This is a genomic window from uncultured Veillonella sp. (assembly GCF_905209685.1).
Lineage (GTDB): Bacteria > Bacillota > Negativicutes > Veillonellales > Veillonellaceae > Veillonella.
Window position 1 is genome coordinate 1 of record NZ_CAJLUB010000007.1, and the last position, 16,833, is coordinate 16,833.

A 16,833-nucleotide genomic window follows, 5' to 3' on the forward strand; every position below is an offset into this window, starting at 1 on the left:
TCCAATGGACTCGCAACCGTCTTTCATACTTGCTTCAATTCAGTTTATCATAGCTAGCCTATTTGTTGCAAGAAAATGCAATATTATAAGAAAAAGAAATCATTTTGTTCTGTAAAAGCTTTCACAGGAACAGGTACATCTTTACTAAGTAAATAATCACATAAGCCTCTCGCAACAATAGATTCTGTGCCAAAATGCCCTGCATCAACTACGAGCAATCCTAGCTCTTTAGCTAATTGTGCATCATGATATTTCACATCACCTGTAATATATGCATCCACATGTATACGAGCTGCATCCTTAATAAATTCCGCGCCAGCACCGGAGCAGAGTGCTATAGATTGTATTTCTTGAGGAGCTACTCCAGCAAAACGAATATTAGCGTCTGGCAATGCTTCCTGAACCCATTCACGGAATGTATCTAAATTGAGTGCATTTGGCAAACGACCAATACGACCTAAATATTGAATTGAACCTTTTGGCTCAGCCAAGGACACCACTTCATAAGCCACCTCTTCATAAGGATGGGTCTCTTTCATCGCCTCTACAACTTGACTTAAATGTGTACCATCAACGACAGCATTCACTTGTACCTCAGCTGCTACCGTTAAAGCACCAGCTTCACCGATAACAGGATTAGAATCTTCGTTACCAATGAAGCGACCTTCACCATGAATACTAAAGCTACAATGCTCATAGTTACCAATTTTACCAGCACCAGCAGATCCCATTGCATGACGAACCGCATCAGCTGCATTTTCAGGCACAAATGTAGTTATCTTATATAGCGCATCTTCACCAGTTTTGATAAAGCCCTTAACATCTATAAGACCTAATCGTTCTGCCAACATATCGTTTAAGCCACCAGGTGCAATATCAAGATTCGTATGGGCACTATATACGGCTATCTTATGTTGAATCAATCTATGAATCATGCGCTCTTGAGCCGTATCACAAGATAATTGTTTTAATCCTTTAAAAATTAACGGGTGATGACTAACAATCAAATTACAGTCATGTTCAATGGCATACGAAATTGTTTCCTCTGTTACATCTAATGTAGTTAATACACCTGTAACCATAGTGCTTCTGTCGCCTACCATTAGGCCTACATTATCCCAAGATTCGGCATAAGATCGAGGTGCTAATTGTTCCATTAAGGTAATGACTTGTTGAACAGTTGTCATAAAACTCACTTCTTTCTATCTACTTTCTAAAAGACTACGAAGAAATTCGACTTCGCGCTTTAAATCCCGATATTTGTCAGTATGGCTCAATTTCTCTGTCATACCATCTAAAGCACATTGTCGTTGATATATCAAATACTCAATATAATTATTCCAAAGAGGTGGACGTTCTTGTTCTAAAAGAGCCCCTACAGACCACAGCAAGGATTCTTCAGGCAATGCGGCATACATATTTTCATGATTTGCTGTGCCCGTATAGTTTTCCAGGCAATCCTCGCGAATCGCTAAAAACGCAGTATATAATTTACCGGTATCTTCAACAATAATTTCAAGAACAATAACATAGCCTTTTTGCACCATATATTGACGCAATTCTTTTTGCCCATTCTGCGGTTGTAACACGTAGAACTCCAACGGTTCAGGCCCTTCTTCTACGATATCGCGCATCAAGAAGCCGCCCATACCACAGCAAATAGCACCATTTAACTCGCCCTTCTCGGTAACCTTGAGGCCATCACCTAAACGGCAATCTACCTTAGAATCAAGTCCTCGGGACTTAACATATTCTTTTGCAGATTCTAAAGGTCCCTTATGTACATCACCGGCGATAACAAAGTCAGCACGATTACGATTGATAAGTTCTACTGCTAAATATCCATGATCAGTACCAATATCAGCTATTGCACGAGCCTTTGGCACAATCGAAAACACCGCCTCTAAGCGATCCATCATAGGTCTTGGTTCCATAATTCCTCTATTTCCTATTTATCTCTTAGTAAACTCATAAATCAGACGATGGATACTGTAGAGTATCATCTACTATCTATCTTAGTAATGACTATTGTATCTAAGAAATAAATGAATTACATATAAAAATAACCGCCCTTGAAATCTCAAGGACGGTAGATATCAACATAATTGGTGGGCCCACCTGGGATCGAACCAGGGACCGACCGGTTATGAGCCGGTTGCTCTACCCCTGAGCTATAGGCCCACAGTTAGTTTCTAGCTTATTAATTATACCGAATAGCCTGACTATTAGTCAAGATATCTAGTCTACGACTGTTTCATCAACATAAAACGGTGAATCATATTATCTTCGTTAAATACACCCTTTGTAGCTAATGTAGTAGTCTGACTATCTGTAGATTTAATCCCTCTCGCACTCATACAACTATGAGAAGATGTAATATGAACAATAACATCCTCTGACCCTGTAGCTAGTGAAATAACTTCAGCTATATCTTCTCCAATTTTTTCTTGTAATTGCAATCGTTTGCAACACATTTCAGCAATGCGAGGTATTTTAGATAAGCCAATAACACGACCTTTAGGAATATAGCCAATGCTAATACTCATATCATACATCAAAGCCATATGGTGTTCGCAATGAGAAAAACACGTAATATCCTTTACTACAACCATTTGATTTGTATCAACTTCAAAGGTCTTACCATACATCTCTGCAATCTCAGCATTCGTATACTGAATCCCTTCGTATACCTCTGCCATCATTTGAGCTACACGCTTAGGCGTTTCTACTAAACCTTCACGATTAGGGTCCTCCCCCAAGGCTTCTAGCAATTGATATACAAGTGATTCTATTTTTTCTGTATCCATATGTTCCCCTTTATATCAAGGTGTCATCATATCATAATGTATCATACTGCATTAGAAAACACTCGATACTCTACACCCTAACTATACTATACACCTTTCGCATCAGGATCCCATACAAATTTATGAATCTGTAATTGGAATCGTACATTTTGTAGATTATGCTCTTTCATATAATCAATAATGTCAGCTGCCTCTATTTTTCCCCACACTGGCGATACATAGATTTGAGCCTTTGTAGGATATTGATTAATCATACGACGCATACAGTCTAAATCCTCTACGGAACCTACTACAAATTTAATTAAATCTTGTTCCCTAGAAACTTTGAATATATCTAAATTCATAGATTCCTCAGCTAAAGAGGATGGTGTTTTATAATCGTAGGTAAACCACACATTTTCTCGGTGAAAGCTCGGTATAATCGTACCATTTGTTTCAATATTGAAATCGTAGGGACTTTCACCATCTAATACGTCTTGGGCGTCTTCGAATACGTTATTTCCCGTAGTCGATTGTTTATCAGCACACGGTTTATCCTCTAATTTGGCAGATTTACGACGATTTAATTCATCGATTAGCTCCACTACAGCAGCTTCTTGTAATAGTGGCTCACCACCCGTAATAGTAATTCGATGATTGCCTAAACTTTCAATAGCATCAGCTACCTCTCGGACGGTCATGTCTGTGAAAGTACTATCAATACCATAACTATAGGTAGTATCACAATATGAACAACGTATATTGCAATCATGAAGGCGTAAGAATGTGGTTAATAGCCCTTGCCGACTTCCTTCACCATCAATAGAAGCGAAGATTTCAATCACGTTCATAAATAGCTGTGTTCCCTTCAGACTCTTGAACCTCTACCTTGAAACATTTAGGGCCCAACTCATCAGCAATCCATTTTGCCATGTTTTCAGCAGTAGGATTGATATCGCCTAATACATCATTGATGTGGCGATGATCTAAGCGGCCATGTATTTTTTCTTTAATAATGGTAAAGTCGATTACCATGCCATTATGATCTAACTCTTCAGAACGAGCATGAACCGTAATAATCCAATTATGCCCATGTAGATTTTGACATTTGCTTGGATAATCTAATTTCAATTGGTGAGACGCACTCACCTCTAATCGTTTTGTAACTGTAAACATTATATCTCCTAAATATTATATGAACTTTAATATATTATATGCACTTTAATATTTGCTATGTATTACATTAAAAGACTTTAACGTACTCTTATTACTTACGTTTACTATCTTTAATTATATCACAAAAGGGTTGCAACACAGCACAATAGCACTGTATTACAACCCTTAAGAGATTCAACCTCTTATAAGAAGTCTTTAATTTTATCGCGTTTACCACGATTGCGCAATTTAGTAAGCGCTTTACCTTCGATTTGACGAATACGTTCACGGGTTACATTGAAATGTTGACCTACTTCTTCCAATGTACGTGGTTTACCATCTTTCAAACCAAAACGCAAGATCAATACTTGTTGCTCACGGTCAGTTAAGCATGTAAATACATCTTCAATTTGTTCTTGTAATAAGATATAGCTAGCTGCATCATCTGGAGCAATAGCATCTTGATCTTCAATGAAGTCTCCCAAGTGAGAGTCTTCCTCTTCACCAATTGGAGTTTCCAATGATACTGGTTCTTGTGCGATTTTTTGAATTTCACGCACACGCTCTACCGTAATCCCCATACCTTCTGCAATTTCCTCTGGTAATGGTTCACGACCTTTATCTTGCAACAATTGTCGGGAAATACGAATCAATTTATTGATTGTTTCTACCATATGTACTGGAATACGAATTGTACGAGCTTGGTCCGCAATAGCACGAGTAATCGCTTGACGAATCCACCATGTAGCATATGTGGAGAATTTATAACCCTTTGTATAGTCGAACTTATCTACAGCTTTAATAAGGCCCAAGTTACCTTCTTGAATCAAGTCCAAGAATAACATACCACGACCTACATAGCGTTTTGCAATACTTACAACGAGGCGCAAGTTAGCATCTACCAATTTTTTCTTAGCCTTTTTGGCAAGTTGAACGTCTTTATATGTAGCATCTTCTGCTGCGCCAGCTTCAATTTGCTTAGCTAAAACAATTTCCTCATCAGCGGAAAGCAATGGAACACGACCGATTTCTTTGAGGTACATACGCACTGGATCATCAATGTTAACGCCAGAGTCTACGCTTAAATCGATGGAGATATTCTTTTCACTAGAAGTATCCTCTTCATCCTCTTCTTCTGGCTCTATTGGATTAGCATCAGCGTCCTCACCGTCGATATCAGCCACTACTTCAATATTTAACTTACCAAATGTAGTATAAATATCATCTAATTGTTCTGCAGTAAGATCAGTCTGCTCATGAAGAGCATCTGAAATCTCTGATTGTGTCAACACACCAGTTTTCCGGCCTTTTTCAAGAAGTTGTTCAACAATCTCCTCTATTTGACTTTTTTGTACTTTCTTAGCCACAGCGCTCTCCTTTTTACATTATATTACTTAGACCATTCTCTAATTAAGTTCTGTATTTCCTGACACTTATGTAATTCGCTAATAAATGTCGAATCTCCTGCCCGTTTTAGTTGATCCGCCATAATTGAATGCGCTTTATACTGTTCACGCAATGAATGAAGCCTTATCTTACGGATTAATCCAGGCACTTGCACCTTATACTCATCGTCACTCATAACAACCAATCTAGAGTAAATATCATACTCCGATGGGGATAAAACAGACTGAATGGTAGTATCATCTAGACGACCTTCTTGTTTAAATAAGGTGAATATCTTTTCTATTATACCGCGATATTCAATTTTTTCAAAGTCCTCTAATGGCAAATAGCTCATCATATGTTGTAACACTTCACCATCTGTAAAGGCTAAGGACAGTAATTTTTCTGCATCGCCTTTAGGTAAATCCTGTGTTGGCAAAGGTGCAGATGCAGTATCTACTAATTCAATTTGACCTTTTTTTACATAGTCTCTGAAATATCTAAAAATACTACTATTATCAAGCCACAAAGGTAATGCCAATGTTTTTAATGCATCATCACGTTGTGTTTGACTATCTATATTAGCAATATACGGGAATACATCAGCCAAAACAGCTTGCTTCCCTTCCGTATCATTTGTATCGTGTTTAATTAAGGATTCACTCAATAAATAATCAAGAGGCTTAACCGCTTTAGCCACTAAATCTTTAAATGCTTGTCCTCCATGATTACGTACATAATCATCTGGATCTTTGCCATCTGGCATAGCGAGGACACGCACCTTGAAGTCCGTATTTTGCAATAATTCTATAGCTCTAGCCGCCGCTTGACGACCTGCTCCATCCATATCATAGGCCAGCACAATTTCATCGGCTTGCCTCATCAAGATATGCCCATGGTCTCGTGTATAAGCTGTCCCCAAAGATGCTACCACATTAGTAACACCATGGTTATGGGCAGAGATAACGTCCATGTACCCTTCCACAAGGATTGCTTGTCGTTCTTGACGAATGGATTTATAAGCCTTATCAAAGGCAAACAATAGTTTCCCCTTTTCAAAGATGGCTGATTCTGGTGAGTTCAAATATTTGGGCGTACTGTCATCCATGACACGTCCACCAAAGGCAACTACACGACCTTTACCATCCATAATGGGGAACATAATACGGTTTCTAAAGAAATCGTAAAACTGTCCCTTTTGGTTCTTACGAACTAAATTTAGCTCCAAGAGAATTGAGTCATCAATGCCCCGTTCGTGAAAGGCGCGATACAACTTATCCCAACCATCTGGTGCAAAGCCTAATTTAAATTTTTCAATCGTCTCTTTTGTAAGGCCCCGTTTTTTTAAGTAATCAAGGCCCACCTTACCAATCGATGTTTGAGTAAGGCAGTTATGGAAAAATGTAGCCGCTAATTCTGACGCTTCATATAGTTTTTTCCGTCGTTCATCTCGAGCTCGTTGTTCTGGTGAAAGCTTAGCCTCTGGCAATGGAATATTAGCGCGATTAGCAAGGCGCTCTAAGACCTCAACAAAGCTTAAATGCTCAAGTTCCATAAGGAATTTAATGACATTTCCCGATGCATGACAACCAAAACAATAATAAAAGCCCTTTTCAGGGGCAACACTAAAGGACGGCGTCTTTTCATTATGAAATGGACAACAACCCCAATAGTTCTTGCCCCGTTTCTTTAAGGCTACATGCTCAGATATTACAGATACAATATCATTTGCATCTTTGATTTGTTCAATCAATTCATTTTCAAAATATCGGCTCATAGCCAACGCCTCCTTCCCTTATATATATTAATTCGATATACAAATAAAAAATCCTCTATTTGTAAAGTAATTTAATCAATTATCAAGTCGACCGATTTAGTAACTGATACGAATCATAGGAATCACCATCTATTTTGGATCAATACATGGTGATTCCTATACGCCGTATTCTTTAATAGGCTGCGAATAAAATTTGATAATAATAGGCTGCAATGAAATCATTGCAGCCTATACTTATCGCTTATAGCATATTATTTTGCGTAATCCACAACGCGAGTTTCACGAATAATTACGACCTTAATTTGGCCTGGATATTCGAGTTCAGACTCGATGCGTTTTACGATATTCCGAACGAGTAATGTAGACTCAGCTTCATCAATCTTATCCGGTTTTACTACAACGCGAATCTCACGACCTGCTTGAATAGCAAAGCATTTTTCAACGCCTTCGAAGGATTCAGCGATTTCTTCCAATTTAGATAAACGTTTCAAGTAGTTTTCTAATGTTTCTCGACGTGCTCCAGGACGAGCCGCAGAGATAGCATCAGCAGCTGCAACTAATACAGCTTCTACAGATTGGAACTCTTCATCACCATGATGAGCGCCAATGCAGTTAATCACTGCTGCGCTTTCACGATATTTACGAGCCACATCAACACCAATTTGAACATGAGAACCCTCAAGTTCACGGTCCAATGCTTTACCAATATCATGGATTAAACCACCTCGTTTAGCCAATGTTACATCACAGCCTAGTTCAGCTGCCATCAAACCTGCTAAATGAGATACTTCAATAGAATGTTTCAAAACGTTTTGACCGTAACTAGTACGATATTTCAAACGACCTAAAATCTTTACAATTTCAGGATGTAAGCCATGAACATCAGCTTCAAATGTTGCTTGTTCACCAGCTTCTTTAATAGTTTGGTCAACTTCTTTGCGAGCTTTACCAACCATTTCTTCAATACGAGCTGGATGGATACGACCGTCTACAATCAATTTTTCCAAAGCAATACGAGCCACTTCACGACGAATTGGATCGAAGCCGGAAAGAATAACTGCTTCTGGTGTGTCATCGATAATCAAGTCAATACCTGTTAATGTTTCGAGTGCACGAATATTACGGCCTTCACGACCGATAATGCGACCCTTCATTTCATCATTAGGCAATGCCACTACGGATACGGTAGTCTCCGCTACATGGTCAGCTGCGCAACGTTGGATAGCAGAGGAGATAATTTCTTTTGCTTTTTTCTCCGCGTCATCCTTAGCTTGCTGCTCCATTTCCTTAACCATAATCGCCGTTTCATGACGAATTTCTTGTTCCACATTCGTTAACAAGATATTCTTAGCTTCTTCAAATGTCATACCAGAAATACGTTCCAATTCTGCCATTTGTTTTTCATACAAAGCTTCAATTTTTTCACGGCTTTGGGCTAAGTCAGCTTCTTTGCGATGTAAAGCTTCCTCTTTGTGCTCAATATTGTCTAATTTTTTATCCAAAGATTCTTCTTTTTGAAGAATACGACGTTCCATACGTTGAAGTTCAGAACGGCGATCTTTATTTTCTCGTTCTACATCAGAACGGAGCTTATGAATTTCTTCTTTCGCTTCTAATAAAGCTTCTTTCTTTTTAGACTCAGCTGTACGTTCACCATTAGCGATGATACGTGCAGCCTCTTGCTCAGCTTGATTCAGTTTTCCTTCAGCAATATTTTTTCTTAAAAAATAGCCTACCCCTAGTCCAATCAGTACCATTACCACTGCAATTAGACTATACTCTAAAATTAGTCTCACCTCCTCTTAAATTCTCAAAATTGAGCTTTCATGCTCCTTTTTATGCCCTTCATGCATTAAAATTATCATTTAGCCATATCATCATATAAATAAATAAGGCTATTATTAATTTTAGACTTGAAAGCCCTTTCTGTCAAGATTTTACAAGCCTAGTAAGGCCTCTTAAAAAGCACTATCTATTCATAAAAATCATTGCATACAACTTGGATAGTGCTCGTTGAAAATCCTCTATATTTGAGAAAATTAAATACTTTTACACGAGGTGTATGTTCTTCATTGAGAATGGAGCCAAACTTTTTCTCTACAACGCGATAAGCGGCTTTCACTTCATCATAATTAGAGATTTCCTGAGGCACGGTAAGACCTCGCAGTTTCATCTTTTGCTTAATCATATAGGCCCCGTATTTTTGTTCTTTCATCAAGTACGCCAATACTTGCTCAGATAAGCGCTCATCATTGATGTAATCATAGTCTCTAAGACGTTCAAGGACCCGCTCAATGATTGGGTCCTCGATTTGTTTACGTCTCATTTTTTGTGTCAGTTCATAAGAACTAAGAAATCGTTGAGCTAGGAAGCGATACGCTTGATCCATAGCAGCTTGCATCGTTTCGTCACTCATGATTATACTTCTTCAGTTACTTCTTCACCGATTACATCAATTTCTTCTGTACCAACAGCTAATGTATCGCGAATAATACGATCGATTTCATCAGCGATTTGTGGATTATCTAACAAATATTGTTTAGCTGCTTCTTTACCTTGGCCCATGCGTTCACCGTTATAGGAATACCATGCACCAGATTTATTGATGATTTCCATATTTGTGCCAATATCGATAAGTGTACCAGCTTTGGAAATACCTTCACCGTACATCAAATCAAACTCAGCTGTTTTGAATGGAGGTGCTACTTTATTTTTAACAACTTTAACTTTAGTGCGAGCACCGACATTTTCGTTATTAGCTTTAATCAATTCACCCTTACGAACATCAAGACGTACGGAGGAATAGAATTTCAATGCACGACCACCTGTTGTAGTTTCAGGATTACCAAACATTACGCCTACTTTTTCACGCAATTGGTTGATAAAGATAACAACAGTTTTAGATTTGCTGATGATACCAGTCAATTTACGCAATGCTTTACTCATCAAACGAGCTTGGAGACCTACGTGAGCATCGCCCATTTCACCGTCGATTTCTGCTTTAGGAACCAAGGCTGCAACGGAGTCAACTACGACGATATCTACAGCACCACTGCGAACAAGGGCTTCTGTAATTTCAAGAGCTTGTTCACCATTATCTGGTTGAGAAATCAACAAGTTATTGATATCTACGCCCAAATTACGAGCATATACAGGATCCATCGCATGCTCCGCATCAATAAAAGCTGCAATCCCACCTTGTTTTTGCGCTTCTGCTACAGCGTGAAGAGCTACTGTTGTTTTACCAGAGGATTCTGGACCGTAGATTTCAATTACACGGCCACGAGGGAACCCACCTACGCCAACAGCGATATCGATTGCAAGAGAACCAGAGGAGATAACCTCTACGTTCATGCGATCTGCTGCTTCACCAAGACGCATAATAGCGCCTTTACCAAAGTCTTTTTCAATTTGTTTTAACGCGTTATCCAACGCTGCTTGTCTGCCATCTACAGCCATTCTTTTATTTCCCCTTTTCTGTTATATAAGTATAAACATAGTAAAGTGCTAGTTCTGCTGCACTTTGTCTAATATCTTCACGATTACCAATTAAATTAGCCTTATGAGCCACAGTCCCATAAGGTCCAGTAACCCCAAACCATACAAGACCAACTGGCTTTTCAGGACTACCACCGCCAGGACCAGCTATACCAGTCGTAGAAACGGCATATGTTGTTTGACCAACAGTTCGTGCCCCCTCAGCCATAGCCTTAGCAACTTGCTCACTAACGGCCCCATAGGTATCTAACATATCTTGAGGTACACCTAATACACGATGTTTGACATCATTGCTATAGGAGATAACACCGCCCATGTAGTATTCACTGCTACCACTGACATTAGTCAATAACTTACCGACTAAGCCAGAAGTACAAGATTCAGCAGTACTAATAGTGCTATGATCTTCAAGTAATACATGACCAAGTGTTTCCTCCATAGAAACAGTTAAGTCACGTCCTACACGAGCTCCTAATCGGTCTCGAATAATAGTATCCCAAGGATTGAGAAGTGCTTGTGCTGCCTCTAAGGTGTCAGCCTTAGCGGTGATACGAACCTCGATATAGCCCTTTTTAATGAGCAAGGCAATGGTTGGATTCGATTGGTTCTTAATGAGATCCATTAAGATATTTTCTAAATCAATTTCACGAATATCATATACACCATAGCGATAGGAGGTAACAACACCTTGCGAACCAAATCGATTCATTAAATAAGGCACCACACTATCGTGGAACATACCCTTCATCTCACCAGGAGGTCCTGGCAAAAGTATGTATGTAGTATCGCCATCTTCCACTACAACACCAGGCGCCACGCCTACCGGATTATGTAATACGATTGCGCCTTCAGGCAACTCAGCTTCTCGACGACTTGCATCAGGCACAGTACGTTTTACACGATCAAAGAAATGTTTAACCTCATCCATAGCCTCTTGATTAAATACAATAGGTCTACCTATAGAGTTGGCTAATACATTTCGTGTAATATCTCCTTGCGTGGGTCCTAATCCGCCAGTACTAATAACGATGTCTGCTCTAGTGCTAGCTAATTGAAAGACCTCTGCCATGCGCTTAGGATTATCCCCCACTACAGATTGATGAGCAATAGTATAGCCTAATTTATTTAATTCTTGTGCTAGCCAAGATACATTTGTATTCACTGTATCGCCTAGCAATAATTCTGAACCTGTAGAAATAAGTTCTACAATCATCAGATCACCTCCACAATCGAAAGAATCGAGCTGTGTTTTATTCTACAACCGTAGCTACTACATCGTACGCAAAGCCTTGCTCTACCTGTACCTTAAGAATATCACCAGGTTGAACCTCTTCGCCACAATCCTCAATGTACATATTACCGTCTACATCAGGTGCTTGAGATTTCAATCGTCCTTTAGCGAGTAATGTACCATTCTCGCCTTCCTCGATTTCTTCTACCATTGCATAGTCAATAGTACCTTCTAAATCGCGGTTATTTTCTTCAGAAATAGCGGCTTGAATGGACATGAGAATATGATAACGGTCTTCTTTTACCTCTTCTGGCACTTGGTCTTCACGCGCACCAGCTGGTGTACCTTCCTCTTGAGAATAAGTAAATACGCCCATATTATCAAATTTGATTTCTTTTACAAAGTCGCAAAGTTCCTCAAATTGCTCATCTGTTTCACCAGGGAAGCCAACAATAATAGATGTACGCAATGTAATATGTGTAGGAGCATTTCTAATTTTCTTAAGCAACCGTTCAATATCATTACGATCATCTCGACGATTCATTTGTTTTAAAATATCGTTATTAACATGTTGTAATGGGATATCTACATATTTACAAAGTTTTGGCTCATTAACGATAAGATCTAACAATTCATCGGAGAAGAATGTTGGATATAGGTATAACATGCGAATCCATTCGATGCCTTCTACCGTAGTTAACTCCTTAAGCAATGTAGTCAACAATGGCTTGCCATCGTTAAGGTCAATACCATAACTAGTTGTATCTTGAGCAATAAGAACAACTTCCTTAACACCTGCTGCAGCTAATCGTTCCACTTCGGCCTTAATAGATTCGATAGTACGACTGCGGAATGCACCGCGCACCTTTGGAATAATGCAGAAGGTACAACCATTGTTACAGCCTTCCGCAATTTTTACATACGCACTGTAACGAGGTGTTGTTTGAATACGAGGCATGCGTTCATCATAGATATTTGTAATATTTTCCATGATACAACTACGATTGCCATGCTCAATAGCATCAACAGCAACCATGATTTGGTCCCATGCACCTGTACCAATTAAAGCATCAATTTCAGGGATTTCTTTGAATAGCTCATCCTGATATTGTTGGCTTAAGCAACCTGCTACAATAAGGCCTTTACATGTACCATCTTCTTTATATTGAGCTACCTCAAGAATGGTATTGATAGACTCCGCTTTGGCTTTCTCAATAAAAGTACAGGTATTTACGACGATAAGATCTGCTTCGCTTAGGTCCTCTGTAATCGTATAGCCATTATCTTTCAATAAGCCTAACATTACCTCTGTATCTACTAAGTTTTTAGCACAACCTAGGCTAACATATCCTAATTTCTTACCCATTCTATATCCTTTCTTAACAAGATTATTTTCAATTTACTACCTTAATAGGATCTATATAACTGAGTTATTCCTTACGGAAACGCACTTGGCTAACCCAGTGATTTAGTAATAATTTTTTACCATCAATGGTGTAACCGCCATTTACAGGCCATAAAATTAGCTCATGTCCCAATGAGTCTTTTGGCTCATCCATTTCTGGGTTTGTAAATATATAGGTGAAGTTATTTTCAACCATATACTTTGCAGTCTTTGTAGACAACAACCAATTAATAAATTCGACGCTATCTGCTTTGTGTTTTGAATTTTTTAAGACTGCCGCACCTGTTACATAATAAGAGGTTCCATCCGTTGGATAAATGACCTTAATCGGGTATCCGTGACGAGTATATTGGGCCGCATCAGATAAATTACCAATGCCGATATTAGACTCTCCAAGCGCCGTTAAACGAACTGGGGTAGACAAGAACTTAGCATGTTGTATTATATGTGGCTTTAAGCTATATAAATAGTTCAGTGCCTCAGGCTCGCCTCTATATTCCACCATGTTATATAACAAATTAGCTGCATTTTGGGATGCTACAAAATCGGTCATCACAATAGACCAATCACCTTGTTTGCCCAATGTATCCCAAGTAGTAATATATTTACCTATCCCATTGTAGAAGGTATCATTTTGAACAAATACGATAGGATCATACCAAAGACCTACCCAATATCCATTTGTATCCTTTAGATTGTCACGAACCTCGTCAATTTTCTCATTAACGATAGGTGCATATTTTCCAGTATTAGCACCTACAACAAGGTTATCCTCAGAGGTAAGTACAATATCACCAGATGTATCAGCTACATTTGAGGCCGAACGTTGCGCCATTTGCTCCTCTGTAAGAGGCATAACGGTAACTTTTACATTCTTCTCATCTTCATAACGATCAGCAAGCAATGTAGTTATATTATTTGGTAAGTCTGTATAAACTGTAATCTCACCACGAACTGGCTCTTTTGCATGTTCCAATTGTTCTTGATGGTAAAAGTTTACGCCATAGGTCAACATTCCTACCACAAAAAGGGCTAAAATGCCCGGAGCAATCCATCGTTTCATATATGCCTCCTATAAGACATAAAGTATCCCCAAATGAGACTCGTAAAACTAATCTCTATAATTAACGACCACCACGGCTTTTGTTAGAGGGACGACTTTTAGTCATACCACTGCGAGATGATCTTCCCTTACTACGCTGCTCACCGGACTGACGTCCGCTGCGACGATTATTAGCTTGTACACTATTGCGGTTTCCACCGCCCGTACCAGTACGATTACTATTGCGACCAATTGGGCGTGGTGGAATCAAACATTCTGGTCCAAATCCAATTAAATCACGCCGATTAGCTTCAATGAGTGCTTCTTTTACAAGATCATAATTTTCAATATTTTTATATTGCATTAAAGCCCGTTGCTTAGCTTTATCTCTACCTTTTTTGGCTACGTATACAGGCTTTCCATCTAGAGGATTAATGCCAGTATAGTACATACAAGTAGACAGGCTGCCCGGTGTTGGAATAAAATCCTGTACTTGTTCTGGATACATATGTTGATCACGCAAGAACTCTGCTAATTCAATAGCATCTTCCAAGGCACAACCTGGATGAGAGCTCATAAAATATGGTACAAGATATTGCTTCTTACCAAGCTTTTTATTGGCCTCTTCAAACCAAGATTTGAACGTGAGAAACTCTTCCTTACCAGCTTTCCCCATCATATTTGTAACCCGTTTAGATACGTGTTCTGGTGCTACCTTCAATTGGCCACTAACGTGAAACTCACACAGCTCTCGTACGAAGTCTTTATTGTTATCTGCTAGAACATAGTCATAACGCAAGCCAGAACGAACAAATACCTTTTTTACCCCTTTTAGCTTACGTAATTTACGGAGTAAAGCAATATAATCATCATGATTTGTATTAAGATTTTCACAAGGCTCTGGAGCCGCACAGGTACGACCTTTACAAGCGCCATATACAGCTTGTTTATCACATGCTAAATGACGGAAGTTTGCCGTAGGGCCCCCAACATCGTGAATATAGCCCTTAAAATTGTCCATCTCAATCATAGTTTGAGCTTCGTCGATTAAAGACTCATGACTACGATTTTGGATGATGCGACCTTGATGATTGGTAATGGCACAGAATGAACAGCTACCAAAACATCCGCGTTGACTAACAAGGCTAAATTGTACTTCACTTAACGCTGGTACGCCACCTTTATCATCGTATTTAGGATGCCACTTACGTGTATATGGCAAGTTATATACACCATCCATTTCCTCCTGTGTCAAAGGCAAAGCAGGCGTATTTTGAATAAGATATCTGTCCCCATGCTTTTGGACCACCATACGACCATAAAATGGGTCTTGTTCATCATATTGAATACGGAATGCATCAGCAAAGGCCATCTTATCGGTTTTAATTTCCTCAAAAGACGGGCATTCAACATAGTCTATAGTAGGAATTTCCTTTGCCATGTAACAAATACCGCGAATAGATGGCAAGGACTCTTTAAAGCGACCTTGATCTAACGCATCTGCTAATTCCACAATTTGAAGTTCACCCATACCATAAACAAGTACATCGGCCTTAGAATCAACTAAGATAGAGCGACGTACCGTATCTGACCAATAATCATAATGACCAAAGCGACGCAAGGATGCCTCTATACCACCGATAATAAGCGGCACATCACTATATGCCTCTTTCATGCGGTTCGCATATACCAAGGTAGCACGATCCGGACGATGACCAGATTCACCACCGGGAGAATAATCATCTTGACGGCGAATCTTCTTTGCCGCCGTAAATTTATTGAGCATTGAGTCTAAATTCCCTGCTGTAACAAGGGACGCTAGACGCGGTTTACCTAGTTTTTTGAAAGCCTCTACATCATTCCAATCTGGTTGATCTATAATGCCTACACGATAGCCTTTGGACTCTAGGTACCTGCCGATAACGGCAGGAGCAAAGGACGGATGGTCTACATAGGCGTCCCCACTGATGAGGACAAAGTCTAATTCGGCCCAGCCACGTTCCTTCATATCCGAAGGTTCTGTTACTAAAAATCTATCCATCGATTGAGTAAATGCCTTTCTTTCCTTTTATCAGAAAAGGAATAACCAAAGTAAAAATAATGCCATACAGAATAAAATTATGCCTAAAATAATACGTTCTTGAACGATAGAACGTTGACGTTTACGTTGACGCGTTTCTAAGGACATACGCTTTTTAGATGTTTGATATTCAACGAATTCACTTTGCACCAAATTTGGTGTCGCTTGCGCTTTCTGCCGTGTAACAGAACGCAAAGAAAACGTATCTATATCACCTACCTGACTTTGATAAGCTTTCACCAAGCGATCACCATCAAGGTCTAAATAATTACCGTAATTACGAATAAAGCCTTTTACGTAGACCTGACCAGGAATGATGTCATATTTACCATCTTCGATAGCTTCCAAATAGGTTGTCTTAATGTGAAGCACTTGCTCCACATCTTTAAAGGTTAGATTACGTCTTACCCGTTCACGTCGTAATTCTTCGCCTAATTCAGCCATTTTCGTTCCTCTCTTAATCTACATAATAC

Annotated in this window: 15 protein-coding genes and 1 tRNA gene; all 16 read right to left on the minus strand. The window is 39.2% G+C overall.

Annotated features, from left to right (window positions below; translation table 11 throughout):
- Positions 1-83: 83 nt before the first annotated feature.
- The 16 genes from QZ055_RS01425 to QZ055_RS01500 all read right to left on the minus strand — a co-directional run bounded on the left by QZ055_RS01425 (position 84) and on the right by QZ055_RS01500 (position 16,804).
- Complete coding sequence (locus tag QZ055_RS01425; RefSeq protein ID WP_295824160.1) at positions 84-1,187, minus strand: Nif3-like dinuclear metal center hexameric protein; 1,104 nt, start codon at positions 1,185-1,187, stop codon at positions 84-86.
- A 15-nt stretch (positions 1,188-1,202) separates the two neighbouring features.
- On the minus strand, positions 1,203-1,934 hold the full coding sequence (locus tag QZ055_RS01430) for a class I SAM-dependent methyltransferase (protein ID WP_295824161.1): 732 nt from the start codon (positions 1,932-1,934) through the stop codon (positions 1,203-1,205).
- Positions 1,935-2,106: 172 nt separating this feature from the next.
- Positions 2,107-2,181, minus strand: a tRNA-Ile gene (locus QZ055_RS01435).
- Between the two features lie 62 nt (positions 2,182-2,243).
- Positions 2,244-2,807 (minus strand): GTP cyclohydrolase I FolE, encoded by a 564-nt coding sequence (folE, locus tag QZ055_RS01440; protein WP_005386093.1) that lies wholly within the window; start codon positions 2,805-2,807, stop codon positions 2,244-2,246.
- Positions 2,808-2,893: 86 nt separating this feature from the next.
- The gene (locus QZ055_RS01445) at positions 2,894-3,637 is read right to left on the minus strand and encodes a 4Fe-4S cluster-binding domain-containing protein (RefSeq protein ID WP_295824162.1); all 744 of its coding nucleotides are present in this window, start codon (positions 3,635-3,637) and stop codon (positions 2,894-2,896) included.
- Complete coding sequence (gene queD, locus QZ055_RS01450) at positions 3,624-3,962, minus strand: 6-carboxytetrahydropterin synthase QueD (protein WP_004696395.1); 339 nt, start codon at positions 3,960-3,962, stop codon at positions 3,624-3,626. The genes QZ055_RS01445 and queD overlap by 14 nt, the downstream gene beginning before the upstream one ends.
- Before the next feature lie 182 nt (positions 3,963-4,144).
- Complete coding sequence (gene rpoD, locus QZ055_RS01455; RefSeq protein WP_005386091.1) at positions 4,145-5,308, minus strand: RNA polymerase sigma factor RpoD; 1,164 nt, start codon at positions 5,306-5,308, stop codon at positions 4,145-4,147.
- 23 nt (positions 5,309-5,331) lie between these two features.
- Positions 5,332-7,104 carry a DNA primase gene (dnaG, locus tag QZ055_RS01460; protein WP_295781662.1) on the minus strand — a complete coding sequence of 591 codons (1,773 nt, stop codon included), beginning with the start codon at positions 7,102-7,104 and terminating at the stop codon, positions 5,332-5,334.
- Positions 7,105-7,355: 251 nt separating this feature from the next.
- Complete coding sequence (rny, locus tag QZ055_RS01465; protein ID WP_255403550.1) at positions 7,356-8,900, minus strand: ribonuclease Y; 1,545 nt, start codon at positions 8,898-8,900, stop codon at positions 7,356-7,358.
- Positions 8,901-9,076: 176 nt separating this feature from the next.
- Positions 9,077-9,520 carry a regulatory protein RecX gene (locus tag QZ055_RS01470; protein WP_295824163.1) on the minus strand — a complete coding sequence of 148 codons (444 nt, stop codon included), beginning with the start codon at positions 9,518-9,520 and terminating at the stop codon, positions 9,077-9,079.
- A gap of 2 nt (positions 9,521-9,522) precedes the next feature.
- A complete protein-coding gene (gene recA, locus QZ055_RS01475) occupies positions 9,523-10,563 on the minus strand; it encodes a recombinase RecA (RefSeq protein WP_005386086.1) in 1,041 nt (346 codons plus the stop codon).
- A gap of 4 nt (positions 10,564-10,567) precedes the next feature.
- Entirely contained in the window at positions 10,568-11,815 is a 1,248-nt protein-coding gene (locus tag QZ055_RS01480) for a competence/damage-inducible protein A (RefSeq protein WP_295824164.1), read from the minus strand.
- A gap of 37 nt (positions 11,816-11,852) precedes the next feature.
- Complete coding sequence (gene rimO, locus QZ055_RS01485) at positions 11,853-13,199, minus strand: 30S ribosomal protein S12 methylthiotransferase RimO (RefSeq protein ID WP_295824165.1); 1,347 nt, start codon at positions 13,197-13,199, stop codon at positions 11,853-11,855.
- 64 nt (positions 13,200-13,263) lie between these two features.
- Positions 13,264-14,301, minus strand: a complete 1,038-nt coding sequence (locus QZ055_RS01490) for an ABC transporter substrate-binding protein (RefSeq protein ID WP_295824168.1) — start codon at positions 14,299-14,301, stop codon at positions 13,264-13,266.
- Between the two features lie 61 nt (positions 14,302-14,362).
- Entirely contained in the window at positions 14,363-16,321 is a 1,959-nt protein-coding gene (locus QZ055_RS01495; protein ID WP_295824171.1) for a YgiQ family radical SAM protein, read from the minus strand.
- Between the two features lie 30 nt (positions 16,322-16,351).
- Positions 16,352-16,804, minus strand: coding sequence for a helix-turn-helix transcriptional regulator (locus QZ055_RS01500; RefSeq protein WP_105089411.1), 453 nt, complete (start codon positions 16,802-16,804; stop codon positions 16,352-16,354).
- Positions 16,805-16,833 lie beyond the last annotated feature (29 nt).

What these genes read in the sequence shown, in the direction of transcription:
- QZ055_RS01425 (WP_295824160.1), bottom strand. Translation starts at nt 1,187, where the DNA reads ATGACAACTGTTCAACAAGTCATTACCTTAATGGAACAATTAGCACCT.
- QZ055_RS01430 (WP_295824161.1), bottom strand. Translation starts at nt 1,934, where the DNA reads ATGGAACCAAGACCTATGATGGATCGCTTAGAGGCGGTGTTTTCGATT.
- folE (WP_005386093.1), bottom strand. Translation starts at nt 2,807, where the DNA reads ATGGATACAGAAAAAATAGAATCACTTGTATATCAATTGCTAGAAGCC.
- QZ055_RS01445 (WP_295824162.1), bottom strand. Translation starts at nt 3,637, where the DNA reads ATGAACGTGATTGAAATCTTCGCTTCTATTGATGGTGAAGGAAGTCGG.
- queD (WP_004696395.1), bottom strand. Translation starts at nt 3,962, where the DNA reads ATGTTTACAGTTACAAAACGATTAGAGGTGAGTGCGTCTCACCAATTG.
- dnaG (WP_295781662.1), bottom strand. Translation starts at nt 7,104, where the DNA reads ATGAGCCGATATTTTGAAAATGAATTGATTGAACAAATCAAAGATGCA.
- QZ055_RS01470 (WP_295824163.1), bottom strand. Translation starts at nt 9,520, where the DNA reads ATGAGTGACGAAACGATGCAAGCTGCTATGGATCAAGCGTATCGCTTC.
- recA (WP_005386086.1), bottom strand. Translation starts at nt 10,563, where the DNA reads ATGGCTGTAGATGGCAGACAAGCAGCGTTGGATAACGCGTTAAAACAA.
- QZ055_RS01480 (WP_295824164.1), bottom strand. Translation starts at nt 11,815, where the DNA reads ATGATTGTAGAACTTATTTCTACAGGTTCAGAATTATTGCTAGGCGAT.
- rimO (WP_295824165.1), bottom strand. Translation starts at nt 13,199, where the DNA reads ATGGGTAAGAAATTAGGATATGTTAGCCTAGGTTGTGCTAAAAACTTA.
- QZ055_RS01490 (WP_295824168.1), bottom strand. Translation starts at nt 14,301, where the DNA reads ATGAAACGATGGATTGCTCCGGGCATTTTAGCCCTTTTTGTGGTAGGA.
- QZ055_RS01495 (WP_295824171.1), bottom strand. Translation starts at nt 16,321, where the DNA reads ATGGATAGATTTTTAGTAACAGAACCTTCGGATATGAAGGAACGTGGC.
- QZ055_RS01500 (WP_105089411.1), bottom strand. Translation starts at nt 16,804, where the DNA reads ATGGCTGAATTAGGCGAAGAATTACGACGTGAACGGGTAAGACGTAAT.